Consider the following 24,386-nt stretch of genomic DNA (forward strand, 5'->3'; position numbering starts at 1 on the left):
TTTACTGAAATAGGCTCATTTTGCTAAACTATTCATATCATTTCTTAGATTAAAATGACAAATCCCTATTTTTTACAAAAAAAGATCTATTAGTATTAAAGGATTTTAAAAACGTATAAAGGGCGTCTATTTAAATCGTCTTAATAGCCTCCACCAACGTTGTACTAAATTACATGAGGGTGGCACACTTTCATGATCACTAATCACAATAAAAAATGAAGGATGTCATAATGAGTGTCAATAAAAAAAACATAGAGCTCAAACGTGAACTTAAAAACCGGCATATTCAACTTATTGCGCTCGGAGGAGCAATAGGCACGGGATTATTTCTTGGAATAGCTCACACGATAAAAATGGCGGGACCCTCTGTACTATTAGGCTATGCTATTGCTGGCTTTGTGGCTTTTTTGATTATGCGTCAGTTAGGTGAAATGATAGTCGAAGAACCCGTTGCAGCTTCATTTAGTCACTTTGCGAATAAATACTGTAGCCGTTTTGCAGGTTTTTCAGCGGGATGGAATTATTGGGTCATGTTTATTTTAGTAGGTATGTCTGAATTAACTGCAGTCGGTATTTATATACAGTACTGGTGGCCTGAAATTCCAATATGGATATCAGCCGATGTTTTTTTTGTTCTCATTAACATCCTTAATCTATCGAACGTTAAAATTTATGGTGAAATGGAATTTTGGTTTGCTGGGATTAAAATTGTGGCTATTTTGGCTATGATTATTTTTGGAGTCTATTTGTTAGTCAGCGGTCATGGAGGAGAGCATGCCAGTATCACTAATTTATGGATACAAGGCGGTTTTTTCCCAAATGGAATGATGGGTCTCGTGATGGCGATGGCCGTGATTATGTTTTCTTTCGGTGGCTTAGAGCTGGTTGGCATGACAGCCGCTGAGGTAAAAAATCCTGCATACAGTATTCCAAAAGCAACAAATCAAGTAATTTATCGCATTTTATTATTTTACATTGGATCGCTTTTTGTTCTGTTGTCACTTTATCCTTGGCGCAAGGTAGTCGAAGACGGTAGCCCGTTCGTGTTAATATTTCACGAATTAAACAGCAATTTAGTGGCAAGTATATTAAATCTCATCGTCTTAACGGCTGCTTTATCCGTTTATAACAACTGTGTTTACTGTAATAGTAGAATGTTGTTTGGTTTGGCAAAACAACAAAATGCGCCTCATTTTTTACTGAAAGTGAGTAAAAAAGGAGCCCCCGTCATCGCAATTGGCGTCTCTGCTTTTAGCACTGGTTTATGTGTCATTATTAATTATCTAATTCCTGGAAAAGCATTCGAGTTGCAGATGTCGCTTGTAGTTTCTACTCTAGTTATTAACTGGGCAATGATCAGTTTTTCACATTTAAAATTTCGGGTAGAAAAACAAAGTGAAGGATTAACCCCAAAATTTAAATCGCCTTTATTCCCATTGAGTAATTATGTTTGCTTGATCTTTTTGGTCGGTATTTTAGTGATCATGTATCTAACACCTGTTATGCAAATTTCTGTCATATTAATTCCAGTCTGGATTGCTTTTTTATGTTTCAGTTATTGGATAAAAAATTATTTTCATAAAATTGTAACATAGATTTTTATTTTATTTTGAGTCAACCCCAAAACCTACAAAAATTTTTACCAATCAATTTTTTATTATTTAGAATTTGGAGTTTTGATGCCAAATAGACTTAAAAATACAAACATCAGGCGTAAATTATTGCTAGAGAGATTGAAATATGACATCCCTAGCAGGGTGACGGACGCTTTAAAAGAAGATCTCGCTGGGCAAGTGAATCCTCAACTGGATCTCACATCACAACTTTTTTCACAAAATCAACATGTATCCGCTGAAATTATCACTCGTGAAAACGGAATATTTTGTGGGAAAGCTTGGCTAGAAGAAGTTTTTATTCAATTAGATTCCAAGATCACCATCACTTGGCTGGTCAAAGACGGCGATCTTTTAAAAACCAATCAAATTTTATGTCAACTCTTCGGGCCTGTGTCTACCTTGCTTTCTGGGGAACGGACAGCCTTAAATTTTATACAAACACTTTCTGGTGTTGCTACCAAAGTCAATAATTACGTCAAGTTGTTATCAGGGCTGGACACTAAAATCTTAGACACGCGCAAGACATTACCGGGTTTACGTACTGCTTTAAAATATGCGGTGCTTTGTGGAGGTGGCGACAATCATAGGCTCGATCTTAATGATGCTTTTTTGATCAAAGAAAATCATATCATTGCCTTAGGTGGTATCAAAAATGCGGTGAAACAGGCAAAAACCTTAAATTCTAAATTACCCATTGAGATTGAAGTCGAATCTTTAAATGAATTCAAAAAGGCTTTATCAACTCAGAGCGATATTATTATGCTAGATAATTTTACCATTTTAATGATGCAACAAGCCGTTGAAATCCGTGATAAAGCGGTGATGAAAAACGCTATTCAATATCGTCCTTTGTTAGAGGTTTCTGGTAATGTCACTCAAAAAACCTTACGGAGCTATGCCAAAACAGGGATTGATTACATTTCTGTAGGCGATTTAACAAAAAATATTCAAGCATTGGATATGTCCATGCGTTTTTGTGATTCCAGAAACGAGAATATCGACGCTTCTAAACGCTTAAAGATACAGTCCGTTTTAGAAGATAAATGAGGATCAAACTGATAACCATCCGAATCAATATCATGCGTTTTTTCTTTATCAGTCAGCTGATTTTCAATCATCAAACGGCTCATTATTCCTATGGCTTTTTATATGTAAAAACTGATTATTTTATATTTTCCATTTTTTCATCGAGAAAAATTGGTTCTATGATATGCGCCGGCCAGTTTTGTGGTTTTAAGATTTAAAAATACTCTTTTGAGGCTAAATTGATGATAATATTGTCGCCTTGATCTTTGTATTTGATCGCCTGATGGAGTGTCTTAGTTAAATTATTTTACCAAAAAGTATATAGCTCTTTACCTTTAGCATTGATGCGCTTCGTTCTTGTCTCTAATCAATAGGCTTGTATCAAATCCAGATGGCAAAGCACATCATAAAGCCCAGATAAAATCCGTAAATTTCGCTGAGCAAAATCAAATTCTAACGGAGTGAAATGTTTCTCTTGTAAACCCGCATAAACATCACCTTTAAAATCTAAAATCGCGTGGCGTGTATTTTTACAAATTGACATCAGGTGTCCATTTCTTAAAATGCTTTGCATCATTTAAAGGAGGATATGCTTTTTTAACAGGTGCAGCTCTTTTTACTGAAAAAATTTGATTCTTGTGCAGGTGATGCTAGACATAATCAAAATATTTTGCATAGCGGTGAGAGGCATACCCGTATTATTGCAACGGGCACAGGCAATAAAGTACTCTATGAAAATGCAGAAGGCGATAAAATATTTATTTATCATGGATAAAACTTTATTTGTGATGGCATAGGAGATGATTTCCTTTCAGGGGGTGTGGGTGATAATATTTATTAATTAGCTATAACGATGGTCATACCATGATCGAAGATCACCGTATCTAATGATACTTTGGCTATATGTCATATTTGTCATGATGAATTCAAGGCAATAACAGAAGGCGAAGATATACTATCTTAAAACGTCAAAGAATGGATTTGAAAATTAATTTTCAGTTACCATCAAAAAAGCTGCAAAGCTCAATACGGCTCAAAAATAGAAAAAATACAAATACTAATTCAAGAAAAAACGGGATACAATTAACTATTTCAGATCTTGCATTAAAAAACTCTCTCATTTAATACATAACGAGCATTTCAGGCGGCAGAAAGAGAAAAATTAAAAAATATTCAAATGAGCAATGATGGCGATATCACCCCCTGATGTGATTACAACACTTCTGTCTGCTTTTAATTCAAAAGACAAAACCCTTTTCATACAGGATATCGCTTCTACTTTTTATAAACTGATCGCCCAAATCGTTACTCAGTTGGCATTCACTCAAAAATACTTAATAAGGAAATCTGTTTTTTGAATTGAAATTGTTAGTCTCTATTTAATAATTCTCAAAGTAGGAGGCTGACTTTTTGATTTTTTTCTATGGGAATGTATTTTCCTCTTAACTCCTAATGCCTCTTCTGTATTTTTTTCTGTATTTATAGAAGTGTCGACCAGATTTAAGAAATGATGCGATATCTGCACTTCTGCTGATTCAAATATTTCTACTTCAAATAAAGTGCCCAATCCATTTTCTTGGGCATAGATGGCTAATACTGAGCTGATAGGGATTACTATAGAAAAAGGCACACTACTAAAATAAGCATCAAAACAAACTTCTTTGTTAGTTAATGACAAATCGAAAACAACAGAGGGTGCAATATTCAAAATAATTTGACCATCTTGAACGCTCTCTCTAGGTACTATGACATCTTCAGAAGTGGCATCTACCATCAGATAAGGAGTCAAGTGATTATCGATTAACCAATCATAAAATGCACGTAATAAATAGGGACGTCGTGGGATCATAGTGAAAATTCCCGTCATTACTTTATCATTATATCTGTTGTGAAATTGACTTCAGGCGGCGACTTCTGTGGTTGTCTTTTCTTTAATAAACAAGTCACTCTTTATCCTTATGACTTCTATATAGATTCTGATGACAGTACTCAGATCGCCTTGAATTCACCGCTTTGGTGAGCGTGTTGAAATCAGTCTCTTGATGAAAAAGATTCATTTGAGATTCAGCTTCGGTCAAAGCTGTAAGAAACGGATCACGATCAAAAATACGAGTCATATAATTTTTTAATTCTTTTACGCCAGTTACAAGTTCCTCTGACTTGATATTTAATTCAGGCAAACGCCATAATAGAGGCGCTAAATAGCAATCTATTAAGCTAAATGTATCACTCATAAAATAAGGTTTTTGCTGAAACATCGGAGCTAATGCTAATAATTCTTCTTTTAATTGTTGGCGAACCGATGCTACTTCAGAAGCTGGCCCTTTTTGGATTTTATCAAATAGACTGTACCAATCATTTTCAATACGGTGCATCATCAAGCGAGCATGTCCACGAATCATTGGATAAACGGGCATCAGAGGGGGATGGGGGAATCGTTCATCTAAATATTCCATTATAATGCTTGATCGATACAAGATGAGATCACGATCTACTAAAGTTGGCAGGCTAGCACAAGGATTAAGTGCGATAAAATCTTTAGGAAGAGGTTCATTTTCTTGAACATATTTAATGACAACTTTGACTCCTTTTTCTGCCAGTACAATACGAACTTGATGGCTAAAGATGTCTGTGGACCCTGAAAAAAGCGTTATTACCGAACATTTATTAGCGGCAACAGACATAAAAATCTCCAAACTTTTAAAATAGTTATTCCAAAGACAATAGAGTCTACCAGACTTTGGTCATTTTGTAGGGATGTTTTACAGATCAGATCGAGATAGGCTTAGTAATAAATACATGTAAACAAAAAAGATAAATAATCCCTAACAGGGAACCTGATAAGGTTTATTTAAATCATTAAAATGATACTTAAAAAGTAAGTACTAACGCTTCGAGAATTGTGGACGCCGTCTTGCTTTACGGAATCCTACTTTTTTACGCTCAACTTCACGGGCATCGCGCGTCACAAAACCTGCTTTACGCAGTTCTGGTCTTAAAGACTCATCGTAAGCCATAAGTGCACGCGTAATACCGTGGCGAATAGCCCCAGCTTGACCTGAGATTCCGCCTCCTTTTACCGTGATATATAGATCAAATTTATTCATCATATTCAATAGCCCTAATGGTTGATAAACGACCATGCGAGCAGTTTCTCTCCCGAAATATACTTCTAGACTGCGTTGGTTTACGACGATATTACCGCTGCCAGGTTTTATAAAAACTCGAGCTGCAGAACTCTTTCGGCGACCAGTGCCATAATATTGATTCTTAGGCATTGCTATTATCTCGATTAAATGTTTAGAACTTTTGGCTGCTGCGCAATATGATCATGCGTAGCCCCTTTGTAAACTTTTAGTTTACGGTACATGGCACGCCCGAGAGGGCCTTTGGGAAGCATCCCTTTAACGGCAATTTCAATGATCCGTTCGGGATGACGGGCAATCATCTCTTCAAATGTGGTTTGTTTGATACCACCCACGTATCCTGTATGGCGATAATAAATTTTATCTTTACACTTCTTGCCTGTTACAGAAATTTTTTCTGCATTAATCACAACAAGATAATCTCCAGTATCAACATGAGGGGTATATTCTGGCTTATGTTTTCCTCTGAGACGCCGAGCTAACTCAGTTGCAAAACGACCTAATGTCTTTCCATCTGCGTTAACTAAATACCACTCTCGCTCTACTGTCTCTTTTTTAGCTGTAAAAGTTTTCATTGAAACTTACTCAATTAATCATTAAGTCACAAACTGGTGAAGGTTTAATCGTTCAAACCTGTTTTTTCGTTTAAACCAAGATTAATTCCGACTAATCTATCCCTTCGAATAGTAGGTGGATATAATTTTGGGAGCCATTGATACTGTAAGGCGGGAGCCTTAGATTATAGATAATTTAATGCTAAAAATCGAATGGTTTTTAACTTAAGTTCAGTTTTAAACACAAAATATTATTATCAGCAATTCTTAATGATTTAAAAATCATGTGTTTCTGGGTGAAAATCCTCCATGAACGGTGCTCCTAGGAAAAGCCAGCCAATCCTTTACGGATAAAAATCTTGGTATAAAGCAGCTGCAGGGCTATTCGGCTCAGGTTGATAATTTGATTCCCAACGAACCATCGTGTCGTGGGCAATAACATCAAAATAGATTCAGTACGCCACCACTTTGTAAACCAAAAAGAGTATCTCTGCCCCAAACTAAATTAAATTCTACATAACGGCCTCTGCGATAAAGCTGCAGTTGACATTCTTTTTCTCCCAAAGAAGATATTTTACGATGTTCAACAATAGGAAAATAAGCCTTTGAAGAGCCATTTCCTACCGCTTGGATACACTCAAAGCAGTTTAAAAAATAAGGCTTATTCAGATCATCAAAAAATAATCCACCAATACCTATTTCCTCGTTACGGTATTTGAGAAAAATAATCATCACAGCATTTTATATTCTTTATACCGATTATCACAAAAAGGTTGGCAGAGATCGCAGGCTTTCTCATGCTAATAACGAACATCCTCTTCAAAACCGTAAAATTGGTTAAGATCAACACTCACATAAAATCACCAAACGGGAGGAACTCCCGGTTTTTTAGCCATAAAAATCGAATGTTTTCATGACTTATCAGTATATACGAATTGATAGGATGGATAATAATCAAAAACCCGAATGCTCGATAAGCATATCCTGCTAATTCTGGGGGAGATAAGGTTGCAGAGACAGGAAGGGATGAGCCAAAACTTCTGAAAAATTAACGCCCGCCTGCTCCAACACCAAGCCGCCTGAAAGCATATAGCTAATGCCACCCCTCCTGCGTTTTTGCCCATTTTATTACTTTTACACTCCCATCGTTTTCGACTTTTTTGATGTCTTCACAAATTTTTTCTGCAAAAAAAGCAAAAAAATTTTAATTTCATCTATTGCTTTGAAATTTATCACTGAAATGATTGCCTTTAGAAGGATTTGATAAGCTGAGTTTTATAAACAGTTTTTTAGTTGGTTGTTGTGATACATATATAGGTATGTTTTATAAAACTTAATACCATAATAAGTTTTGTAAATAGTCTATTATATATTTAACGACCATTCAATTAACGACGATCGATAAATTAATTGACTATCTTAATTGTCAATATCAATTAAATTACGTTTTGGGATTTGTTAATCATGTTTGAATTATTAATAAGTTTCTTATTTTTCTTACTCATAGTGCCTGTGATGATCACTATCATTCTGTCGCTGATTTATGGTTTTGGCAAATTTTTTAACTTAATATCATACAAAAATGACCACTCATCTTCGCTTTAAAAAACAAGGAGTTAGGATGCGACAAATCGTTTATGTAGCAAGTTCTGAGAGCCACCAAATTGATGTTTTTCAATTAAATTTATCTGGCAAATTAACCCTGATCCAAACAAAAAAAGTCCCAGGGCAAGTACAACCTATGGCCATCAACCCGAATAAAAGCCATTTATACGCGGGAGTGCGACCTGAATTTTCTATCGTCACTTATCATATCGCTGATGACGGTCAATTAGAGGAAGTTAGCACTGCAGCTTTACCGGCCGGACCTACATATATCACAACAGATCCAGACGGACGTTTTTTATTGTCCGCTTCTTACAGTGGAAACTCTGTCAGTATCAGCCCGATTGATCAGCAAGGGATTGTGCAAAAATGGAGTGAACAATTAACTAATTTAGGCGCGCCTCATTCAGTTAATTTTGATCTCACAGGTAAAGTATTGTTCATTCCCTGTTTAAAAGAAGATCGGATAAAACTTTTTGAATTGAGTATAGAAGGGATATTGAGCCCCCATTATCAAACTGAGCTCATCACATCAAAAGGTGCCGGACCTCGACATATGGCATTTCATCCTAGCAATAGGATCGCTTACTGTATCAATGAATTAAAAAACTCGATTGATCTGTATTTGATCAGGGATAAAGACAAAAATTATACCTTAATTAATACAGTGAACGCTTTACCTGAAGGCTTTGTTGGTCAACCTTGGGCGGCTGATATTCATATGACACCTGATGGGCGTTACCTGTATACCACTGATCGCACTTCTCATATGCTGAGTATTTTTAAAGTCTCAGAAGAGGGGATTGTACTTTCCTTCGTAGGCTATCAAGCAACAGAGGCACAGCCAAGAGGATTTAATATCGATCACAGTGGACAGTTTTTAATCTCTGCAGGACAGATTTCAAATACAATTGCTGTTTATCTTATTCATTCATTAATAGGAAAATTGTCACTCCTGTCTCGTTACCCTGTCGGCAAAGGCCCTATGTGGATCAGTATTTTAAATTTAGAAACATCCTAAAAACGTTATCATGAATGCAATTCATTCAATGCGATTAGACCGTTTTTTGTCTCATCAATTGGGAAAAAGTCGAAAACAGGTGACACGGGCCTTAAAAGCAAAACGGGTTATACTAGATTCAAAAGTAATAACGAACGGAGCAGTCAAATTATTACCTGAACAAAACGTGTTGTTTGATCAGAAATTATTGAAATATCCTATAATGGGGCATTATTTTATGCTCAATAAGCCCGAGGGATATCTCTGTGCTACCAAAGATCCTCATCATCCTGTCGTGAATGATTTTTTTGATGAAACAGTGTCTAGTGAACTGCACGCCGTAGGACGTCTAGATATAGATGCCACAGGATTAGTGTTAATGACGGATGATGGTCAGTGGTCGCATCGTCTGACTTCACCAAAATATCATTGTAAAAAAACCTATTGTGTAACTCTGGCTTCTCCAATTTCTCACGATCCAACACAGAAGTTTTTGGACGGTTTGCGCCTTAAAAATGAAAAAACTCTAACGCGTCCTGCACAATTTAAAATTGTAACACCTCAATCAATAGAATTGACCATCACTGAAGGTCGTTATCATCAAGTTAAACGCATGTTTGCGGCGATAGGTCATCATGTCACAGAATTACACCGTATGCAGATTGGCAGTATTAAATTGGATGAAGCACTGATGCCGGGTCAGTATCGTTTACTAACAAAACAAGAAATAAACAGCATAATTTCATTTGAACATATAGATCAGAGATCATAATTCCTTTAGCTAAAGAGCTAATTGTCAAAAGCTATGCGATTTTTAGTCACCCTCTTGAACACAACCTATCTCCCAAAATTCATCAAAGCTTCGCAGAGCAGGTCGTCATTCCTCATGTTTACTGAAAAAGAAAAGTTCCTTACGAAAACTTTGAATCCATCGTCAGTGATTTCTTCACCCAAGGTGGGGTCGGTGCGAATATTACAACGTCTTTAAAAGAACGAGCATACCAGCTTTTTGATCAACACAGAGAACATGCAAAATGCACCGGAGTTGTCAATACATTAAAGCTTTTAGATAAAAATCAATTATTTGGTGATAACACAGATGGGGTACGTTTGTTAACTGATTCAAAAAGATTAAATCTGTTAATTCATTGGGCTCATATTTTATTAGTTGGAGCTGGAGTGGCGTCAGAGGGCATCATCTATGCATTATTGAAAGAGGCTTGCGAGCTCGTTATCACTAACCGTCGTACTTTGAGTCACGCTCAAAAATTAGAAGAGTTATTTTAGGGCCTTGATAAAATAAAAATATCGGAGATAAACACCCTCGAAGGCAACTCTTTTTAGTTGATCATCAATGTCACCACATCTGGTCTGTTTGGTGATGTACCTGCTTTACCAGCCTATCTCTTTTTAAACAACAGTCGTTGTTGAGATATGTTTTATTCCGCTCAAGCATCTGAAACTATTTTGATTGATTAAACAAAACAAAAAGGATTGATAAAACATGCCAGTGGGCTGGGCATATGTCCGCTCAACCGGCGTGTTCTTTTTATCTCTGTCATGTATAGCCAGTGTTTTCTTATTTCACTGTTTGATATATTATTTGAATAAGGTCAATTTAGTATATGATTTCCACTTGCTTTTGACTCGAAGTAAGACAAAACCAGTAAAATTAAACTTTTTTATCACGCTCGTTTGCGAACCTTACTATATTTTCGTCACAAACTGAAGCATCATCCGATGCAAAAATGGCGATTTCTTTCACTAATTTTCCTATTTTAACTTATTTGGAATTAATTTTTTATCTACTGTATCAATTTTAAATTCTTTTCCATGCAAATCGAGGCTTTTAAAGCATAAAGTTGATCGTTATATATCTTGTTGAGTATTATTGCTTAAAGCAACATGAAATGTTTTTGTATAAGTATGTTGTCTATCTATAGAAAGAGCTCATTTTGATTTTACGGTAGAAAAAACGTTGATTTTATTTACAGTTTTTGCCGCCGCTGTCAAACAGCATCCAGCAATAAAATTGACATAATAAAAATTTCTCTCTCATTTATAGAGAGGTAAAATAATTTTTTGTATCATCATTTTTAATGAAAATACATTTTATTACTTTAAATGATTATATGGAAAAATTTCGGTTTTACAACTGAGCGATTTTTTATTCAACTTCAATCTATTGATTGAAAAGAAATTTTTCAGTTATAAGAAAAAAGGGTAAAACTTAAAAAGGCAGTAAGGTAGGATATATGTCTGTTTAAATATTGATACATTTGTATCATCAGAGAGCAAACAATAATCTAGGTTATTTTATTTTTATTAAAAATATTTAATATTTCTTATTCTCAGATATATTTTTATTTCTATATGAAAAATATTTTTCACCGATAAACTGCGTTTATACAAATGGTACATTTTGACACATAGTCTTTATTGAATATGTTTTGATATTAATCATTATAATGATGAATATACTGATTAAACATTTGAAGAGCAGAGTAAGGCGATTGATTGATGATTTTATGAATAAAATTGTAACTTCCTACTTTAAAGTGTTGATGGTCAACAAGAGTTGAGTATCCCAATCGCCACCCCATATGATGAAACCGTAGCCAGCAAAAACATCGATCACATTTTCTACCATGCCTGCTCGTTGCTTTTTATTGTAACGATTATTATTTCTGTTTACAAAAAATTTGCTACTGCTGAAAAGAAGTATATTAGCACTACACTACCCTGCTCGAGATATAACATATAAGGATTTTACAATAAGTTGATATCAATGGAGACGTCATAGACGTGCTTCAACTACGAGGCTCCACCTGTCATTGAACGCCCATTAAAATCGGATGTCTTGTTATCAACCATAGATGCTTCGTCATTACCTTGATAATGTTCTCTAACCACGGTCTTATGAATGAAAAACCGTTGTTTGAATAATTCAGGCAAAATTTCTTCGACTTATTCTGCAATAGAATCAAGAAAAACAATGTTGCCAGTTTTTATCACCCCGTTACAGTTGACGTATCTAAAATTGACACGACGTAGAAGATTATAGCTCATAGGATGAGAACTCGTAATTGTATCCCTACTTTACATATTGGCACATTCCTTAGCCGATCACATACTGACACTGCTATTCGCATTAGTACATGATCAAAAATCATTCCAGTCAACATCAGTGTGCCAGTACTAAGTACATTTTTAAACTTCAATTTTTCTATAAATTAATATGAAATACGCGATCATGTACTCTATATATTTATTCATGATAAAAATAATTTAATTCTATTATATTTCTCTACAAGAAGTTAATCTAATGCCACTAAAAATCACAATAATGAAATGCTGAACACTTCGATGCTGGGATTTAACTCCTATGATGACTTTAATCGGTATTTTTTAATTTAAAATTGAGGCTTTAAATTAAAAACAATAGATCTAGATCTCAAAGTTAAAACTTAAGTTCGATTCACTTTAATAAAAGAAGGTTTTCATTTTAACCTGTGTTAAGCTTTTTGAATTATCTTTATGTGATATAAAAACCAGCTCAATCATCAGGAATTTTCTATGGCAGTAGAACGTACTTTTTCTATCATCAAGCCGAAAGCGGTTACTAAAAATGTAATCGGCGCAATTTACACCCGTTTTGAAACGGCGAAATTGAAAATAATTTCAGCAAAAATGCTACTTCTAACGATAGAGCAAGCAGAAAGTTTTTACGTAGAACACAAAAACCGCGATTTTTTTACGAATTTAATTCAATCAATAACATCAGGCCCAGTTATGATCCAAGTCCTTGAAGGCGAAAATGCAGTCAAACGAAATCGTGAAATCATGGGTGAAACCGATCCTAAAAAAACCTTAGCAGGAACCCTTCGTGCAGATTTTGGAGACAGCCTGACAGACAATGCACTTCATGGATCAGATTCCCTTGCATCTGCTGAACGTGAGATTGCTTATTTTTTTAAATTTGACGAAATTTTTTCTAGATAAAATCATTTATTTAAAAGATAAATATCTGTGATCTATTTTTAAAAAAGGCGATCATTTTTATGTCTCAATTAAAACCGTATTCTGTTTCGTTATCAGATATTCCTATAAGCATAATCCCATCTGAAAACACACTGCAGACTATCAAACCCACTAACAAAAAAATCAATTTGCTGAATTTTAATCGACAAAAATTACGAGATTTTTTTATCAAAATAGGTGAAAAACCTTTTCGAGCTGATCAAATCATGAAGTGGATCTATCATTATTGTTATGATGATTTTTCTTTAATGACAGATATCAACAAACATTTACGTGATAAATTACAAAAAATCGCAGAAATTCGTGCGCCAGAGGTTGCAAAAGAACAAAGTTCTTCTGATGGCACCATTAAATGGGCAATAAAAGTGGGAGATCAACAGGTCGAAACCGTTTACATACCAGAATCAGAGCGTGCAACCCTCTGTGTTTCTTCACAGGTCGGCTGTGCACTTGAATGTCGATTTTGTTCTACCGCTCAACAAGGCTTTAACCGAAACCTGAGCGTCTCCGAAATTATTGGCCAGGTTTGGCGTGCTTCTAAAAGTATCAGATCTTTAAAATCAAAAGGTCAACGCCCCATCACTAATGTTGTGATGATGGGTATGGGAGAGCCCTTACTGAACATCAATAATGTTGTGCCAGCCATGGCTATTATGATGGACGACTTTGGTTTCGGCTTATCTAAACGGCGAGTTACATTATCCACCTCTGGTGTTGTGCCTGCTTTAGATAAATTAGGTGATATGATAGACGTTGCATTAGCGATTTCTCTTCATGCGCCGACGGATGATATCCGCAACGAATTGGTTCCCATTAATCGTAAATATAATATTGAAACCTTGTTAGCAGCGGTTCGCCGTTACTTGACAAAATCTAATGCCAATCAAGGCAGAGTGACGATTGAATACGTCATGCTGAATCATGTGAATGACAGTTTAGAACAAGCTCATCAGTTAGCTAATTGTTTAAAAAATACCCCCTGCAAAATTAATTTAATTCCATGGAATCCTTTTCCTGGTGCTGACTATGGACGTAGCTCCAATAGTCGGATAGATCGTTTTGCAAAGGTATTAATGCAATATGATTTCACGACGATTATACGTAAAACCAGAGGGAATGATATTGATGCTGCTTGTGGTCAATTAGCAGGAGATGTCATTGATCGCACCAAACGTACATTAAACAAGAATAGATGGTGAACCCATATATTATTAGGTATTAAAATGTTTAAAGTATTCCCTTACACCGTAAATTTTTTTAAAAATCAATACGAAAAAGTTAAGACTAAAATATAACCTTTCATATGTTTTGGAAAATTTTTTTGATCTGATCTTTTTATTGGGTGATACACACATATCCAATAAATCACGCGAACAAGCAGCACGGCAACCACGTTTACAGTTGGGCTTAGAATATTTAAACAAGGTGATTAAAAATTGGTGCGTCAAATTTTTACAAAAGCACTGCTTGAGAATAAAGAGGATTATCGAGCTCAGTTAGGTATGGCTCTCTAAGAACAAAACGTGGAAGAAAATAAAGCCGCCCATCAACGTTATCAAAAAATTCTGCAATTAGCACCGTTAAATGTTACGATGACGAATCATTACGGTACTTTTTATGTAAACAAGGAAATTATGCTTTTGCACAGGAACAATTTACTGCCGCAGTACTTTTAACAGATTATATTGAAATTACAGAAAACTTGGAAAATACAGGGTACTGTTTTTGAAGCTAAGCAATATAAATTTGGTTAAATGCTGATAAGCAGAGCCTTAAAATATGAGGCACAAAAAGGCAGATTTCTCATAGAAAAATCAAAAAATTGAATTTAAAAAACATGACCACGCTCAATTTTTGTTAAATGTGCATTAAAGTATTTTACCTGTTTGTGTTGAAGTTTTATTGTTACAAATTTATTTATCCGATAAATTTGGAGATGAGGAGACGTACAAAATCTCGTCAAACAATTAACAAAAGATTCCTCGCACTCAAAAGAGTGTAAAGATTATTTAGCCCATGCAGGGCTAGATGTATTGAACATAAAATCCAATAGAAACAATTGGAGCTCGCCTAAAAAAGTCTCGCGAAGCATCAAAATTAACACAACAAACGGGAGCGGATCGTTTATGCTGAAGATTGTCTACAATTCAAAAAATCGAAAAAATAATCTTACGCCCAATTTTTTCTGCTTTTGAGATTAATTGTATTCGTTCTTATGCAATATTATTCAATCTACTAAGAGAATCAGTATTATCAAAACTTAATGAAGAAATTTAGGTAATAAAAACATCTAATAAACTGTATTTATATATAATAAAAAGAGTAAAAATGGCATAGATGTCTAATGTTATATACTTATTTTTATTTTATTAACATTTTTGATTAACTGGAGCTTGGTGGTATCAAAATAATAAAATTTAAAAAACAGAAATTAACAGCATGAATATCTAAGCATCAGTAAAATTGTTAACACAATACTCATTAATAAAAAACGACGCAACATCACCGATGACCGAAGTTCAACTACCTCCTGCCTCTATTTTGGTTTGGTTCAAAAAAACCTATCTGTCGCCGACAGTAATAATAAAAAGTCAATTGACTCTACACTACTACTGACTGCACTCTAATATGCAAGTAAATGGCAATATTGGGCGCAATTTTTGACTTACAGGTGTTTAAGAGAATATCATGTATAACTTATCCTCCATCATTAGACGCAAATCGACCCGAATTTATGTAGGTAAAATCCCTATCGGAGAGAATGCACCGATCAGCGTTCAATCCATGACTAATACAAAAACTACAGATGTGGCTGCGACGGTAGCTCAAATTAAAGCATTGCAATCTGTTGGTGCTGATATTGTAAGGATTTCTGTACCCACTATGGAGGCTGCGGAAGCGTTTAACCAGATCAAACAACAAGCTTCTGTTCCATTAGTTGCTGATATTCATTTTGACTATCGTATTGCTCTAAAAGTAGCAGAGTATGGTGTAGATTGCTTACGCATTAATCCTGGTAATATTGGCAGTGAACTTCGTATTCGCGATATTGTTGCCAGTGCACGTCATCACGGAATTCCAATCAGAATCGGTATTAACGGCGGTTCATTAGAAAAAGACATTCAAGAGAAATATAAAGAACCGACACCAGCGGCACTATTAGAATCGGCAATGCGCCAAGTCTCGTTTTTAGAACGCCTCAATTTTGATCAATTTAAAATCAGTGTAAAAGCATCAGATGTGTTTTTAGCTATCCATTCATACCGCCTTTTAGCAACTCGTATCGATCAACCTTTACATTTAGGCATAACAGAAGCGGGGGGGGCTCGTAGTGGCTCTATAAAATCCGCGATAGGTTTAGGAATACTTCTCTCTGAAGGAATAGGAGATACTTTGCGCATTTCTTTGGCCGCCGATCCCACAGAAGAAATTAAAGTCGGCTTTGATATCTTAAAATCTTTGCGTATCAGGTCTCGAGGTATTAACTTTATTGCGTGCCCAACCTGTTCGCGTCAGGAATTTGATGTTATTGGTACCGTTAATGCGCTTGAAAAACGTCTAGAAGATATCGTCACTCCTATGGATGTTTCTATTATTGGTTGTGTTGTTAATGGTTTAGGTGAGGCGTTAGTGTCTACTTTAGGCGTCACTGGAGCACGTAACAAAAGTGGCTTTTTCGACGAGGGTAAACGTAAAGGTCGACTTGATAATCAACAAATTATTGATCAACTCGAAGCCAAAATTCGTGCCAAAGCAGCCTTATTAGATAAAAAAAATCGGATTCAAATCAGTCAATTTTAATCTTTTCGGAAATAATGAAAATATGACAAATGTGATAAAAAAGTTACAGGCTATTCGCGGAATGAATGATTGTCTTCCTCCAGATTCCAAATTATGGGAGCAAATTGAAAATAGTTTGAAAAATATACTTGCAACCCACTGTTATAACGAAATTCGCATCCCAATCATAGAAAGCACAACATTGTTTAAACGAGCGATTGGTGAAGTCACTGATGTAGTAGAAAAAGAGATGTATACCTTTGATGACCGCAATAGTGAAAGTCTAACCTTGCGTCCCGAAGGAACAGCGGGCTGCGTTCGTGCCGGTGTTGAACATGGTCTTTTTCACAATAAGGAACAACGTTTTTGGTATATTGGCCCCATGTTTCGTTACGAAAGGCCACAAAAAGGCCGTTACCGTCAGTTCCATCAATTAGGTGTAGAAGTATTTGGTTTGTATGGACCAGATATTGATATAGAACTCATTTTAATGACAGCCCGCTTCTGGAAGAAGCTAGGCATTTTAAATTATGTTCAATTGGAATTAAATTCAATTGGTTCGATAGAAGAGCGTGCAAGGTATCGTGAATCTTTATTGAGATTTTTAGAAAAAAATAAAGATCAATTGACTGAAGAAGCAATTCATCGAATGCACAAAAATTCATTACGGCTATTGGATTCAAAAGATCAGATCGTTCAAAAAATACTCGCTGATGCCCCCCTATTATCTGAATATCTCAATGATGAATCGAAACAGCATTTTTTAACACTCTGTCAATTTTTGAATGAATCGGGCATCTCTTATCGTGTAAATCCACACTTGGTACGAGGCTTAGATTACTACAACAAAACGGTATTTGAATGGGTGACAAATCATTTAGGATCTCAAGGAGCTATTTGTGCAGGGGGGCGCTATGATGGTCTGGTCGAACAATTCGGAGGAAAAGATTCAACCCCAGCAGTAGGTTTTTCTATTGGACTCGAGCGGTTAGTTTTGTTGGTGAAAAAGGTGAACCCTAATTTTTACCTTTCTCCAAAATTAGATGTTTATTTCATTTCTGAAAACAATACCTCTCGAGCTACAGCAATAAAATTAGCAGAAAAAATTCGTGACAGTTTTCCTCAACTAAAATTAAAGCTGCACTACGGTAAGCAAAAAATATCTAAACAATTATCTTCTGCTAAAAAATGCAACGCGACTTTTGCGTTAATATTAGGTGAGAACGAAATAACAAAACAACAAATTGCGATCAAAAACCTTTTTACAGGAGAACAGAATTTATTAATGCAAGCAGATCTTATCTTATTTCTTAATAAAATTTTCATTGCATAAATTTTAACTACATGGGATGCATTTTGAACAGATCTTCAACTCAAAGTATTGAAACTAAAGATTTCCGAATTTTTTTACGTAACAGCTGGAAAGCACTTGCACTGGGCCTATTAATAAGCGTAATAGCGTTTTTCTCTTGGCGTTATTGGCAAAAATATCAGGGCAGCTTCGTGTCAATGTCTTCTTCCTCTTATCAAGATATCAGTCAGCTTTTTTCCAATGATAAATACATAAGTGAGCCAAATATCTCAAAGGCTGAAAAATTTATTCAAAAAAATTATCATAATTATTCTGGATTTATCGCGTTGCAATTAGCGAAAAAATCCGTTGAAAATCAGTTTTTTGATAAATCAGAGCAACAACTGATGTCGGCATTGCTCAGTACAAAAGATAATAATATGCTTTCGTTAATTTATCTACGTTTAGCTCGAGTACAATTACAGTTAAAACAATTCGATAAAGCTTTAAAAAGCTTAGATAATATATACTCTGATGTTTGGCTAGGCATGGCTGAGAGCATACGAGGAGATATTTTATTAGAAAAAAATGATATCCCAGGCGCAAGGGCGGCGTACAAAAAAAGTATAGAGTCATCTATTGCTTCATCACAATTATTACGTCTTAAATTGAATAATTTATCCGCTTAAAGGAAGTTTTCATGCAATTTTATAAAATATTTTGGTCAGGCATGATCTGTCTGTTTTTACTTAATGGCTGTGCATTTTTTAATAGCGAAGAAGATGTGATCACTCTATCACCTTTACCAGAAGTCAAAAATCAATTTACCTTACATCCATTGTGGAGTACATCCGTTGGTCGAGGGATAGGAGAATACTATTCTCGTCTACGTCCTGTCGGAAACGATAAATCCTTATTTGTTGCGGACCGCAATGGATGGGTTAAATCGCTAAACCTTGATACAGGCAAGGTGATTTGGCAAACAAATTTATCTCAAAAAACAGGTTTTATCTCTATTAAAAATGATTCTGCCATGTTATCCGGAGGCTTAACAGTTGATGGCGATCTTGTCTATGTTGGAAGTGAACACGCTATCCTTTTTGCGCTCAATGCTTCTGATGGTAGCGTTGTTTGGAAAACACAGGTTGCAGGTGAAGTATTATCTCGTCCTATTATCAGCAGTTATTTAATATTAATTCATACTGGCAACGGAATGATTCAAGCGATCAATAAAACAAATGGAAGTATTTATTGGACCTTAAATTTAGACGTACCAACACTCTCATTACGAGGTGAATCAGATCCTGCTATCTCATCATCTGGCACCGCTGTTTTTGGTGGTGAAAACGGGCGCGTCAGTGCTGTTACGATAGATAAAGGACAGCTTATTTGGCAACAGGTGATTTCTGAAGTGAGGGGCTCAACAGAAATTGAGCGTATTAAGGACGTTGATATGAGGCCTATTATAGTAGATGGTATTGTTTATGCGGCAGCCTATAATGGTAATTTCGTTGCACTACAACTGAATTCAGGAGAAATTTTGTGGAAATGTAACTTAGGATCAGTGAATGATTTAACAATACATGCAGGTTATATCTATCTTGTAGATCAAAATGATCAACTTATCGCGTTAACATCTGATACTGGTATTCCAGTTTGGAAACAAAGCGATTTATTGCATCGTGGTTTAACGGCCCCAGTGATTTATAATGGCTACTTAGTCGTAGGAGATTCCGAAGGATATTTACACTGGTTGAATGCTGAAGACGGACGTTTTGTCACACAACAAGAAGTCAATCGTTCTGGATTTTTAGGTGCTCCTATAGAAATATCAGGAAAACTGATTATTCAAGCTAGAAATGGTACTGTTTATTCATTTGTACAAAAATACATGACCGATTAGAGATCGCCAAACAGGAAAATGATGTGGATTTTATTATTAAAAATAATCCCAAAATTTTCACGCCACTCGGCAAAGTTTTACAAAAAAATTAAATGAAAATAAGTCGTGAGAATCAAAATGATTCCTATTATTGCGTTAATTGGACGCCCAAATGTAGGTAAATCTACCTTTTTTAACAGGTTGACCAAAACAGCTAATGCATTAGTCACCGATTTCCCAGGATTAACCAGAGATCGCCAATACGGTCACGCTGAAATTGAAAACCATAAATTTATTATTATTGATACAGGGGGGATAAATGGCATTGAAAGAATAGAAAATATTCAAAAACGCATGACACAACAATCTTTTTTAGCGATTGAAGAAGCAGATGTCGTGCTTTTTATAGTGGATGCCCGTGCTGGTCTACTGCCTGCAGATTTAGAAATAGCTCAACACTTACGTAAACGCAAAAAAGCCACTTTTTTGGTGGCTAACAAAATCGATGGCATGAACTCTGATACTGCATTGACTGATTTTTATTCATTAGCCTTAGGCAAAGTTTATGGTATTGCAGCTTCTCATGGTCGTGGTGTCGCTCAATTGATGAGTTCAGTGATCACACCTTTTCTACCCGAAAAGCCCATTGTTGAGATCAGTGAAGAAAAACTTAATTGCTCTTATTGGGAAAAGCAAAAAAATGAGGTTAATAAAACAGATTTTTTAAAGAGCAAAAAATTCCCTTTTAATCCTGAAAGTTTAGCTATTAAACTGGCCATTGTGGGCCGTCCAAATGTGGGTAAATCTACACTCATTAACCGTATCTTAGCTCAAGATCGTATGTTGGTTTATGACATACCAGGCACCACTCGAGACAGTATTTATATTCCCTTAATCCGTAATAACAGAGAATATATTTTTATTGATACTGCCGGTGTCCGTAAATCCGCAAAAATAAAGGAAAAAGTTGAAAAATTTTCTGTCATAAAAACCCTTCAAGCAATTGAAGATGCCAATGTTGTGTTGTTAGTCATTGATGCAAATGAAGGGGTTTCTGATCAGGATTTGTCTTTACTACATTTTATTTTAAACAGCGGGCGTTCATTAGTGATTAGCGTCAATAAATGGGATGCTATTTCTTCAGAAAAGCGAGAGCAAATAAAAAACAGTTTAGATTTACGTTTAGGGTTTATCGATTTTGCACGAATGCATTTTATTTCTGCTTTGCGTGGTAGTGGTGTTGAAAATTTATTTAAATCCATTAAAGAAGCGTATGACTGTTCTACAAAACGGATCAACACTGCTTTGCTTACACGTATTATGCAATTAGCAAAAGAAGAACATGAACCTCCTCTCGTCCGTGGCCGACGAGTTAAACTTAAATATGCTCATTCTGGCGGCTATAATCCACTGATTGTCGTGATCCATGGAAATCAAGTAAACACAATTAATGATTCTTATAAACGTTATCTTATGAACTATTTTCGTCGTTCATTAAAAATGATAGGAGCTCCGATCCGGATCCAATTTAAAGAATCAGAGAACCCTTTTGCAGGTAAACAAAATACTTTAACACCCAATCAAGTCCGTAAACGCAAACGACTGAGAACGCATTTAAAAAAAAAGTTAAATTAATTAACGAGAGTTTTGGATAAGCGAGTCAATGCCTTTCTATGCGTATGCTAAAAAGGTTAGCGCTGCTTGACACAGATTAGCAGGCTAAAATCCTCACTAACTTGATTAACCATTTTTATTGGGGTTCAATCAAGTAATGATCAAGTAAAACCGGACACATTTTTAAGATACATTGATTAATTGTATTCGCTTAAACTACATGGGTGACAGATATTCTAGTACACTATGTGGACGTTTTCTATTATAATAGGCCAAATAATCAAGCCCCATCAGCTTGACACCAAGGTCACCCCAGCATTTTGTAGTGTAAATATTTATATTTCAGACTACAGAAGAAGCGCTTTGTAAGCGCTTTATCCCAGCACTGGCTTTTTTTACTCTGACTACCTGTATGGTTGTACTTGACTACCTCGATCTGAGTGGAGAAGTATAGCCATTTATCTGGCTTGCTACGCCAATATGTTATTTGTAGAGCTGCTCAATAGAGATGTGCGCCAGACCAAATCCTACTATTTGTCGTGAGTATAAATCTATTACGATAGCGACATACTGCCGACCATAATAGGTACGGATATAGCTAATATCTGTTGTCCACAATTTCCTGGGTGTATTCACGGTAAATTGTCAGTCCAGCAGATTCCGGGCAATCTTCTGGTTATGCTGCTGTCTGTTGTCACCCGGTAACACTGCGGATAACGGACGATTAATGATAACGAAGCTATTAAACGACGCGATTTTAAATCGACCTACCTAAAATCTTGCATAATTTAATTTCAGTTTCAATCTGCGTGAAGCCAGTATTTGTTTATGTTCACAAAATATCCTGACCGCTGTTCGCTCTAACACCCTCATGGCCGGAGACTTTACTTAAGGGAATTTTCTTTCTCACTCATAGAAAGCACTACGACTGACTTTTATCACACGACCTAACAAGCGCTTAGGATAGATCTTCTTTTACTTACGAATAAACTGAAATTTTATCCGTTTTCTTTTGCAAAGAAGACCGGCGATTTTTTAAAATTTTACTCTCTATCAAAATGTTATTGCGCTATTTATGCAAGCGAATTAATTCTTCATGCTCTGCCAGGCCAAAATATCTCTTTAGAGCCTCTCGCGGATATCGCCACTGTTCAGCACTGACACAGCGTCTTATAGCACTTAATGAAACCCACAAACTGTTTTCCGCCTGTTGACAGGTATATTCTCTTTCAATGACTAATTTTGACGCGTCTTGTTTAAACTTCCGACTGTATTTCGCTTGCATAATTTTATTGTTTATTTTTCCTCCTCAAGAAATTTTAATAGCAGTCTTTTGAAGACGCTGTAAATATTAGACCATTACACCTCTGTCTGTTTCTTTAATTCACACACGAGGGCTCTTTCCTCCTGGCGCTCACTAGTGCGTTATCATTGTGGATAACGCCTCTTTCTACGAGAGAAAATATTCAATAAGCCATGATAAAGATGAGCATCTGATTGAAGATTGACCTCTTTACTCCGACCTGCATCTCATTGGGCAAACGCTAAACAGACAAGAAGAGAACTTCACTGCAAGATGCGATTCCTTGTTTTCTCAGTATATTGCTTAATCCAAATGAAGCCGCTTAGCTATAGCTAAATTAACAAAATAATTTAAAAACCTTAAGACAAGCGATGGCAAGAAAAGAAAAGAAGTGAACGTCCAGCTTATCAAATCGTAAAGCGAGTCTTCTATGTTCTTTTATTTTGCCGAAGAAATGTTTAATGGTATTACGTATTTTATATTTTTCTTTATCTTTTTGCTGGATACCGGGATAAATCCCGTCTAATCGACAAGAGATAACCGAGTATTTTCTGCTATCACGAATACGCTTTTTGATATCATAAAAATCATAGCCTTTATCCGCAATAACATCGTTTATCTTTCTCCAGTCTCCTTTGGCCTACAAAATAGGAAAGACTTTAATATCGGTACGTTGTCCGTCAGCCAAACAAACACTTCTGAGATAATCGGCCTGAAAGGCCGACATGAATTTTAGTGCTCATTTCTTTACACCTGCACCCTATCAACTGAGCTCCTTTTTTTAACTTCCTGAGTCATGACAGTGTAGGCTCACTGTAGTACTGTCTATCCAGAGGAAGTCAAAGCTAATTTTCTTTTGTTCTGCAATAGATAAAGCAAATACCAGACTAGTCTATTCTCACTCCAGCATTTACAAACGCGTGTAAATCGTATGCTAGTGGCCATAAAAAGTAGACACGTCACGCCAGTAGATAACGGTTCTCAATACGTATCACACTGCCGAGAAAAAGTCATAATGACTGATACCCGTGAAACACATCTACTGCCTTTATCATATAACGCTTTGGATTTTTAAGGTATGTCGCTTTTTCTCCATGATTTATTGAGTAGAAATTGCTTTACTTTTTTGCAGACATTGCATTCGGGTTGCACTCATATCAACTGAAGATGACTTCATAGTCAAAATTGCTCTTTAGTAACGTCTGTCGCTCAGGCAAACTAAATACCTTACTTCTCAAGGGATCCTCAACCCAGAGGATTAGCTTGTATATATCACCCTCACTGACCCCATAAATTTTACTAAAATGGAAACAGATCCAATATTTACGTAAATATTCTAATACCATGAACATTGCTATAGCGTTGTTAAAAAGTTATTTAAACATTTTAAGACAAGCGATAGCGGAGAAAGAAAAGAAGGCGACATCGAGTTTATAGAAGCGTAAAACGAGCCTGTTGTATTCTTTTATCGTGCCAAATAAAAATTCAATAGCACTGCAGGTTTGATATCTTTCTTTATTCAACATAG

22 protein-coding genes and 2 pseudogenes are annotated in these 24,386 nt (G+C 35.8%); 15 read left to right on the forward strand and 9 right to left on the reverse strand.

All coding sequences use genetic code 11. The annotated features are described in order from the left end of the window. Nucleotides 1–230: 230 nt before the first annotated feature. Nucleotides 231–1,595, forward strand: coding sequence for an amino acid permease (locus CICURV3402_RS04645; RefSeq protein ID WP_158380045.1), 1,365 nt, complete (start codon nucleotides 231–233; stop codon nucleotides 1,593–1,595). Between the two features lie 84 nt (nucleotides 1,596–1,679). Further along, complete coding sequence (gene nadC, locus CICURV3402_RS04650) at nucleotides 1,680–2,663, forward strand: carboxylating nicotinate-nucleotide diphosphorylase (protein WP_158380046.1); 984 nt, start codon at nucleotides 1,680–1,682, stop codon at nucleotides 2,661–2,663. A gap of 346 nt (nucleotides 2,664–3,009) precedes the next feature. On the opposite strand, the gene yaaA is transcribed toward nadC, so the two are convergent. Further along, nucleotides 3,010–3,186, reverse strand: coding sequence for a peroxide stress protein YaaA (gene yaaA, locus CICURV3402_RS06770; protein ID WP_235667666.1), 177 nt, complete (start codon nucleotides 3,184–3,186; stop codon nucleotides 3,010–3,012). 60 nt (nucleotides 3,187–3,246) lie between these two features. Between yaaA and CICURV3402_RS04660 the strand changes: the two genes are divergently transcribed. Continuing rightward, nucleotides 3,247–3,417, forward strand: coding sequence for a hypothetical protein (locus tag CICURV3402_RS04660; protein ID WP_187306958.1), 171 nt, complete (start codon nucleotides 3,247–3,249; stop codon nucleotides 3,415–3,417). Nucleotides 3,418–4,017: 600 nt separating this feature from the next. Here CICURV3402_RS04660 and CICURV3402_RS04665 read toward each other — a convergent pair. From CICURV3402_RS04665 to CICURV3402_RS04685, 5 genes and pseudogenes are all read right to left on the reverse strand, one after another. Then, on the reverse strand, nucleotides 4,018–4,491 hold the full coding sequence (locus CICURV3402_RS04665) for a ClpXP protease specificity-enhancing factor (RefSeq protein WP_235667667.1): 474 nt from the start codon (nucleotides 4,489–4,491) through the stop codon (nucleotides 4,018–4,020). 94 nt (nucleotides 4,492–4,585) lie between these two features. After that, a complete protein-coding gene (gene sspA / locus CICURV3402_RS04670; protein ID WP_158380048.1) occupies nucleotides 4,586–5,326 on the reverse strand; it encodes a stringent starvation protein SspA in 741 nt (246 codons plus the stop codon). 201 nt (nucleotides 5,327–5,527) lie between these two features. Then, a complete protein-coding gene (gene rpsI, locus CICURV3402_RS04675; RefSeq protein ID WP_158380049.1) occupies nucleotides 5,528–5,920 on the reverse strand; it encodes a 30S ribosomal protein S9 in 393 nt (130 codons plus the stop codon). 14 nt (nucleotides 5,921–5,934) lie between these two features. After that, on the reverse strand, nucleotides 5,935–6,363 hold the full coding sequence (gene rplM, locus CICURV3402_RS04680) for a 50S ribosomal protein L13 (RefSeq protein WP_158380050.1): 429 nt from the start codon (nucleotides 6,361–6,363) through the stop codon (nucleotides 5,935–5,937). A gap of 323 nt (nucleotides 6,364–6,686) precedes the next feature. Beyond that, nucleotides 6,687–7,575 (reverse strand): annotated as a pseudogene (locus CICURV3402_RS04685) (coproporphyrinogen III oxidase). A 231-nt stretch (nucleotides 7,576–7,806) separates the two neighbouring features. Here CICURV3402_RS04685 and CICURV3402_RS04690 point away from each other — a divergent pair. The 5 genes and pseudogenes from CICURV3402_RS04690 (at nucleotide 7,807) to CICURV3402_RS06780 (ending at nucleotide 10,234) form a co-directional block, all read left to right on the forward strand. Continuing rightward, nucleotides 7,807–7,947: an AcrZ family multidrug efflux pump-associated protein gene (locus tag CICURV3402_RS04690; RefSeq protein ID WP_158380051.1), complete on the forward strand. Its 141-nt coding sequence runs from the start codon at nucleotides 7,807–7,809 to the stop codon at nucleotides 7,945–7,947. Nucleotides 7,948–7,963: 16 nt separating this feature from the next. Further along, complete coding sequence (gene pgl / locus CICURV3402_RS04695) at nucleotides 7,964–8,968, forward strand: 6-phosphogluconolactonase (protein WP_158380052.1); 1,005 nt, start codon at nucleotides 7,964–7,966, stop codon at nucleotides 8,966–8,968. A gap of 28 nt (nucleotides 8,969–8,996) precedes the next feature. Then, entirely contained in the window at nucleotides 8,997–9,719 is a 723-nt protein-coding gene (gene rsuA / locus CICURV3402_RS04700) for a 16S rRNA pseudouridine(516) synthase RsuA (RefSeq protein WP_158380117.1), read from the forward strand. A gap of 158 nt (nucleotides 9,720–9,877) precedes the next feature. After that, a pseudogene (locus CICURV3402_RS06775) lies at nucleotides 9,878–9,946 on the forward strand (hypothetical protein); the annotation flags it as partial. A 111-nt stretch (nucleotides 9,947–10,057) separates the two neighbouring features. Beyond that, nucleotides 10,058–10,234, forward strand: a complete 177-nt coding sequence (locus CICURV3402_RS06780) for a hypothetical protein (RefSeq protein ID WP_235667668.1) — start codon at nucleotides 10,058–10,060, stop codon at nucleotides 10,232–10,234. A 486-nt stretch (nucleotides 10,235–10,720) separates the two neighbouring features. Here CICURV3402_RS06780 and CICURV3402_RS06785 read toward each other — a convergent pair whose 3' ends face one another. Together CICURV3402_RS06785 and CICURV3402_RS04715 are read right to left on the reverse strand one after the other, a co-directional pair. Next, entirely contained in the window at nucleotides 10,721–10,786 is a 66-nt protein-coding gene (locus tag CICURV3402_RS06785) for a DUF4354 family protein (protein ID WP_235667676.1), read from the reverse strand. A 709-nt stretch (nucleotides 10,787–11,495) separates the two neighbouring features. Continuing rightward, nucleotides 11,496–11,597 (reverse strand): M15 family metallopeptidase, encoded by a 102-nt coding sequence (locus CICURV3402_RS04715; protein WP_158380053.1) that lies wholly within the window; start codon nucleotides 11,595–11,597, stop codon nucleotides 11,496–11,498. Between the two features lie 926 nt (nucleotides 11,598–12,523). Here CICURV3402_RS04715 and ndk point away from each other — a divergent pair. From ndk to der, 7 genes are all read left to right on the forward strand, one after another. Then, nucleotides 12,524–12,949, forward strand: a complete 426-nt coding sequence (ndk, locus tag CICURV3402_RS04720; protein WP_158380054.1) for a nucleoside-diphosphate kinase — start codon at nucleotides 12,524–12,526, stop codon at nucleotides 12,947–12,949. 59 nt (nucleotides 12,950–13,008) lie between these two features. Further along, a complete protein-coding gene (rlmN, locus tag CICURV3402_RS04725) occupies nucleotides 13,009–14,187 on the forward strand; it encodes a dual-specificity RNA methyltransferase RlmN (RefSeq protein WP_158380055.1) in 1,179 nt (392 codons plus the stop codon). 1,489 nt (nucleotides 14,188–15,676) lie between these two features. Continuing rightward, a complete protein-coding gene (ispG, locus tag CICURV3402_RS04730) occupies nucleotides 15,677–16,789 on the forward strand; it encodes a flavodoxin-dependent (E)-4-hydroxy-3-methylbut-2-enyl-diphosphate synthase (protein WP_158380056.1) in 1,113 nt (370 codons plus the stop codon). A gap of 31 nt (nucleotides 16,790–16,820) precedes the next feature. Beyond that, a complete protein-coding gene (hisS, locus tag CICURV3402_RS04735; protein ID WP_158380118.1) occupies nucleotides 16,821–18,101 on the forward strand; it encodes a histidine--tRNA ligase in 1,281 nt (426 codons plus the stop codon). Between the two features lie 11 nt (nucleotides 18,102–18,112). Continuing rightward, nucleotides 18,113–18,748: a YfgM family protein gene (locus CICURV3402_RS04740; RefSeq protein ID WP_187306959.1), complete on the forward strand. Its 636-nt coding sequence runs from the start codon at nucleotides 18,113–18,115 to the stop codon at nucleotides 18,746–18,748. A gap of 11 nt (nucleotides 18,749–18,759) precedes the next feature. Continuing rightward, nucleotides 18,760–19,962 carry an outer membrane protein assembly factor BamB gene (gene bamB, locus CICURV3402_RS04745; RefSeq protein WP_158380058.1) on the forward strand — a complete coding sequence of 401 codons (1,203 nt, stop codon included), beginning with the start codon at nucleotides 18,760–18,762 and terminating at the stop codon, nucleotides 19,960–19,962. Between the two features lie 117 nt (nucleotides 19,963–20,079). Then, a complete protein-coding gene (der, locus tag CICURV3402_RS04750) occupies nucleotides 20,080–21,576 on the forward strand; it encodes a ribosome biogenesis GTPase Der (RefSeq protein WP_158380119.1) in 1,497 nt (498 codons plus the stop codon). Nucleotides 21,577–22,624: 1,048 nt separating this feature from the next. On the opposite strand, the gene CICURV3402_RS04755 is transcribed toward der, so the two are convergent. Next, a complete protein-coding gene (locus CICURV3402_RS04755) occupies nucleotides 22,625–22,840 on the reverse strand; it encodes a hypothetical protein (RefSeq protein ID WP_158380059.1) in 216 nt (71 codons plus the stop codon). Between the last annotated feature and the right edge of the window lie 1,546 nt (nucleotides 22,841–24,386).

This window comes from Candidatus Williamhamiltonella defendens, from assembly GCF_900699045.1.
Taxonomy (GTDB): Bacteria; Pseudomonadota; Gammaproteobacteria; order Enterobacterales; family Enterobacteriaceae; genus Hamiltonella; species Hamiltonella defensa_A.

What these genes read in the sequence shown, in the direction of transcription:
- CICURV3402_RS04645 (WP_158380045.1), top strand. Translation starts at nt 231, where the DNA reads ATGAGTGTCAATAAAAAAAACATAGAGCTCAAACGTGAACTTAAAAAC.
- nadC (WP_158380046.1), top strand. Translation starts at nt 1,680, where the DNA reads ATGCCAAATAGACTTAAAAATACAAACATCAGGCGTAAATTATTGCTA.
- yaaA (WP_235667666.1), bottom strand. Translation starts at nt 3,186, where the DNA reads ATGTCAATTTGTAAAAATACACGCCACGCGATTTTAGATTTTAAAGGT.
- CICURV3402_RS04665 (WP_235667667.1), bottom strand. Translation starts at nt 4,491, where the DNA reads ATGATCCCACGACGTCCCTATTTATTACGTGCATTTTATGATTGGTTA.
- sspA (WP_158380048.1), bottom strand. Translation starts at nt 5,326, where the DNA reads ATGTCTGTTGCCGCTAATAAATGTTCGGTAATAACGCTTTTTTCAGGG.
- rpsI (WP_158380049.1), bottom strand. Translation starts at nt 5,920, where the DNA reads ATGCCTAAGAATCAATATTATGGCACTGGTCGCCGAAAGAGTTCTGCA.
- rplM (WP_158380050.1), bottom strand. Translation starts at nt 6,363, where the DNA reads ATGAAAACTTTTACAGCTAAAAAAGAGACAGTAGAGCGAGAGTGGTAT.
- CICURV3402_RS04690 (WP_158380051.1), top strand. Translation starts at nt 7,807, where the DNA reads ATGTTTGAATTATTAATAAGTTTCTTATTTTTCTTACTCATAGTGCCT.
- pgl (WP_158380052.1), top strand. Translation starts at nt 7,964, where the DNA reads ATGCGACAAATCGTTTATGTAGCAAGTTCTGAGAGCCACCAAATTGAT.
- rsuA (WP_158380117.1), top strand. Translation starts at nt 8,997, where the DNA reads ATGCGATTAGACCGTTTTTTGTCTCATCAATTGGGAAAAAGTCGAAAA.
- CICURV3402_RS04715 (WP_158380053.1), bottom strand. Translation starts at nt 11,597, where the DNA reads ATGGTAGAAAATGTGATCGATGTTTTTGCTGGCTACGGTTTCATCATA.
- ndk (WP_158380054.1), top strand. Translation starts at nt 12,524, where the DNA reads ATGGCAGTAGAACGTACTTTTTCTATCATCAAGCCGAAAGCGGTTACT.
- rlmN (WP_158380055.1), top strand. Translation starts at nt 13,009, where the DNA reads ATGTCTCAATTAAAACCGTATTCTGTTTCGTTATCAGATATTCCTATA.
- ispG (WP_158380056.1), top strand. Translation starts at nt 15,677, where the DNA reads ATGTATAACTTATCCTCCATCATTAGACGCAAATCGACCCGAATTTAT.
- CICURV3402_RS04740 (WP_187306959.1), top strand. Translation starts at nt 18,113, where the DNA reads ATGGGATGCATTTTGAACAGATCTTCAACTCAAAGTATTGAAACTAAA.
- bamB (WP_158380058.1), top strand. Translation starts at nt 18,760, where the DNA reads ATGCAATTTTATAAAATATTTTGGTCAGGCATGATCTGTCTGTTTTTA.
- der (WP_158380119.1), top strand. Translation starts at nt 20,080, where the DNA reads ATGATTCCTATTATTGCGTTAATTGGACGCCCAAATGTAGGTAAATCT.
- CICURV3402_RS04755 (WP_158380059.1), bottom strand. Translation starts at nt 22,840, where the DNA reads ATGCAAGCGAAATACAGTCGGAAGTTTAAACAAGACGCGTCAAAATTA.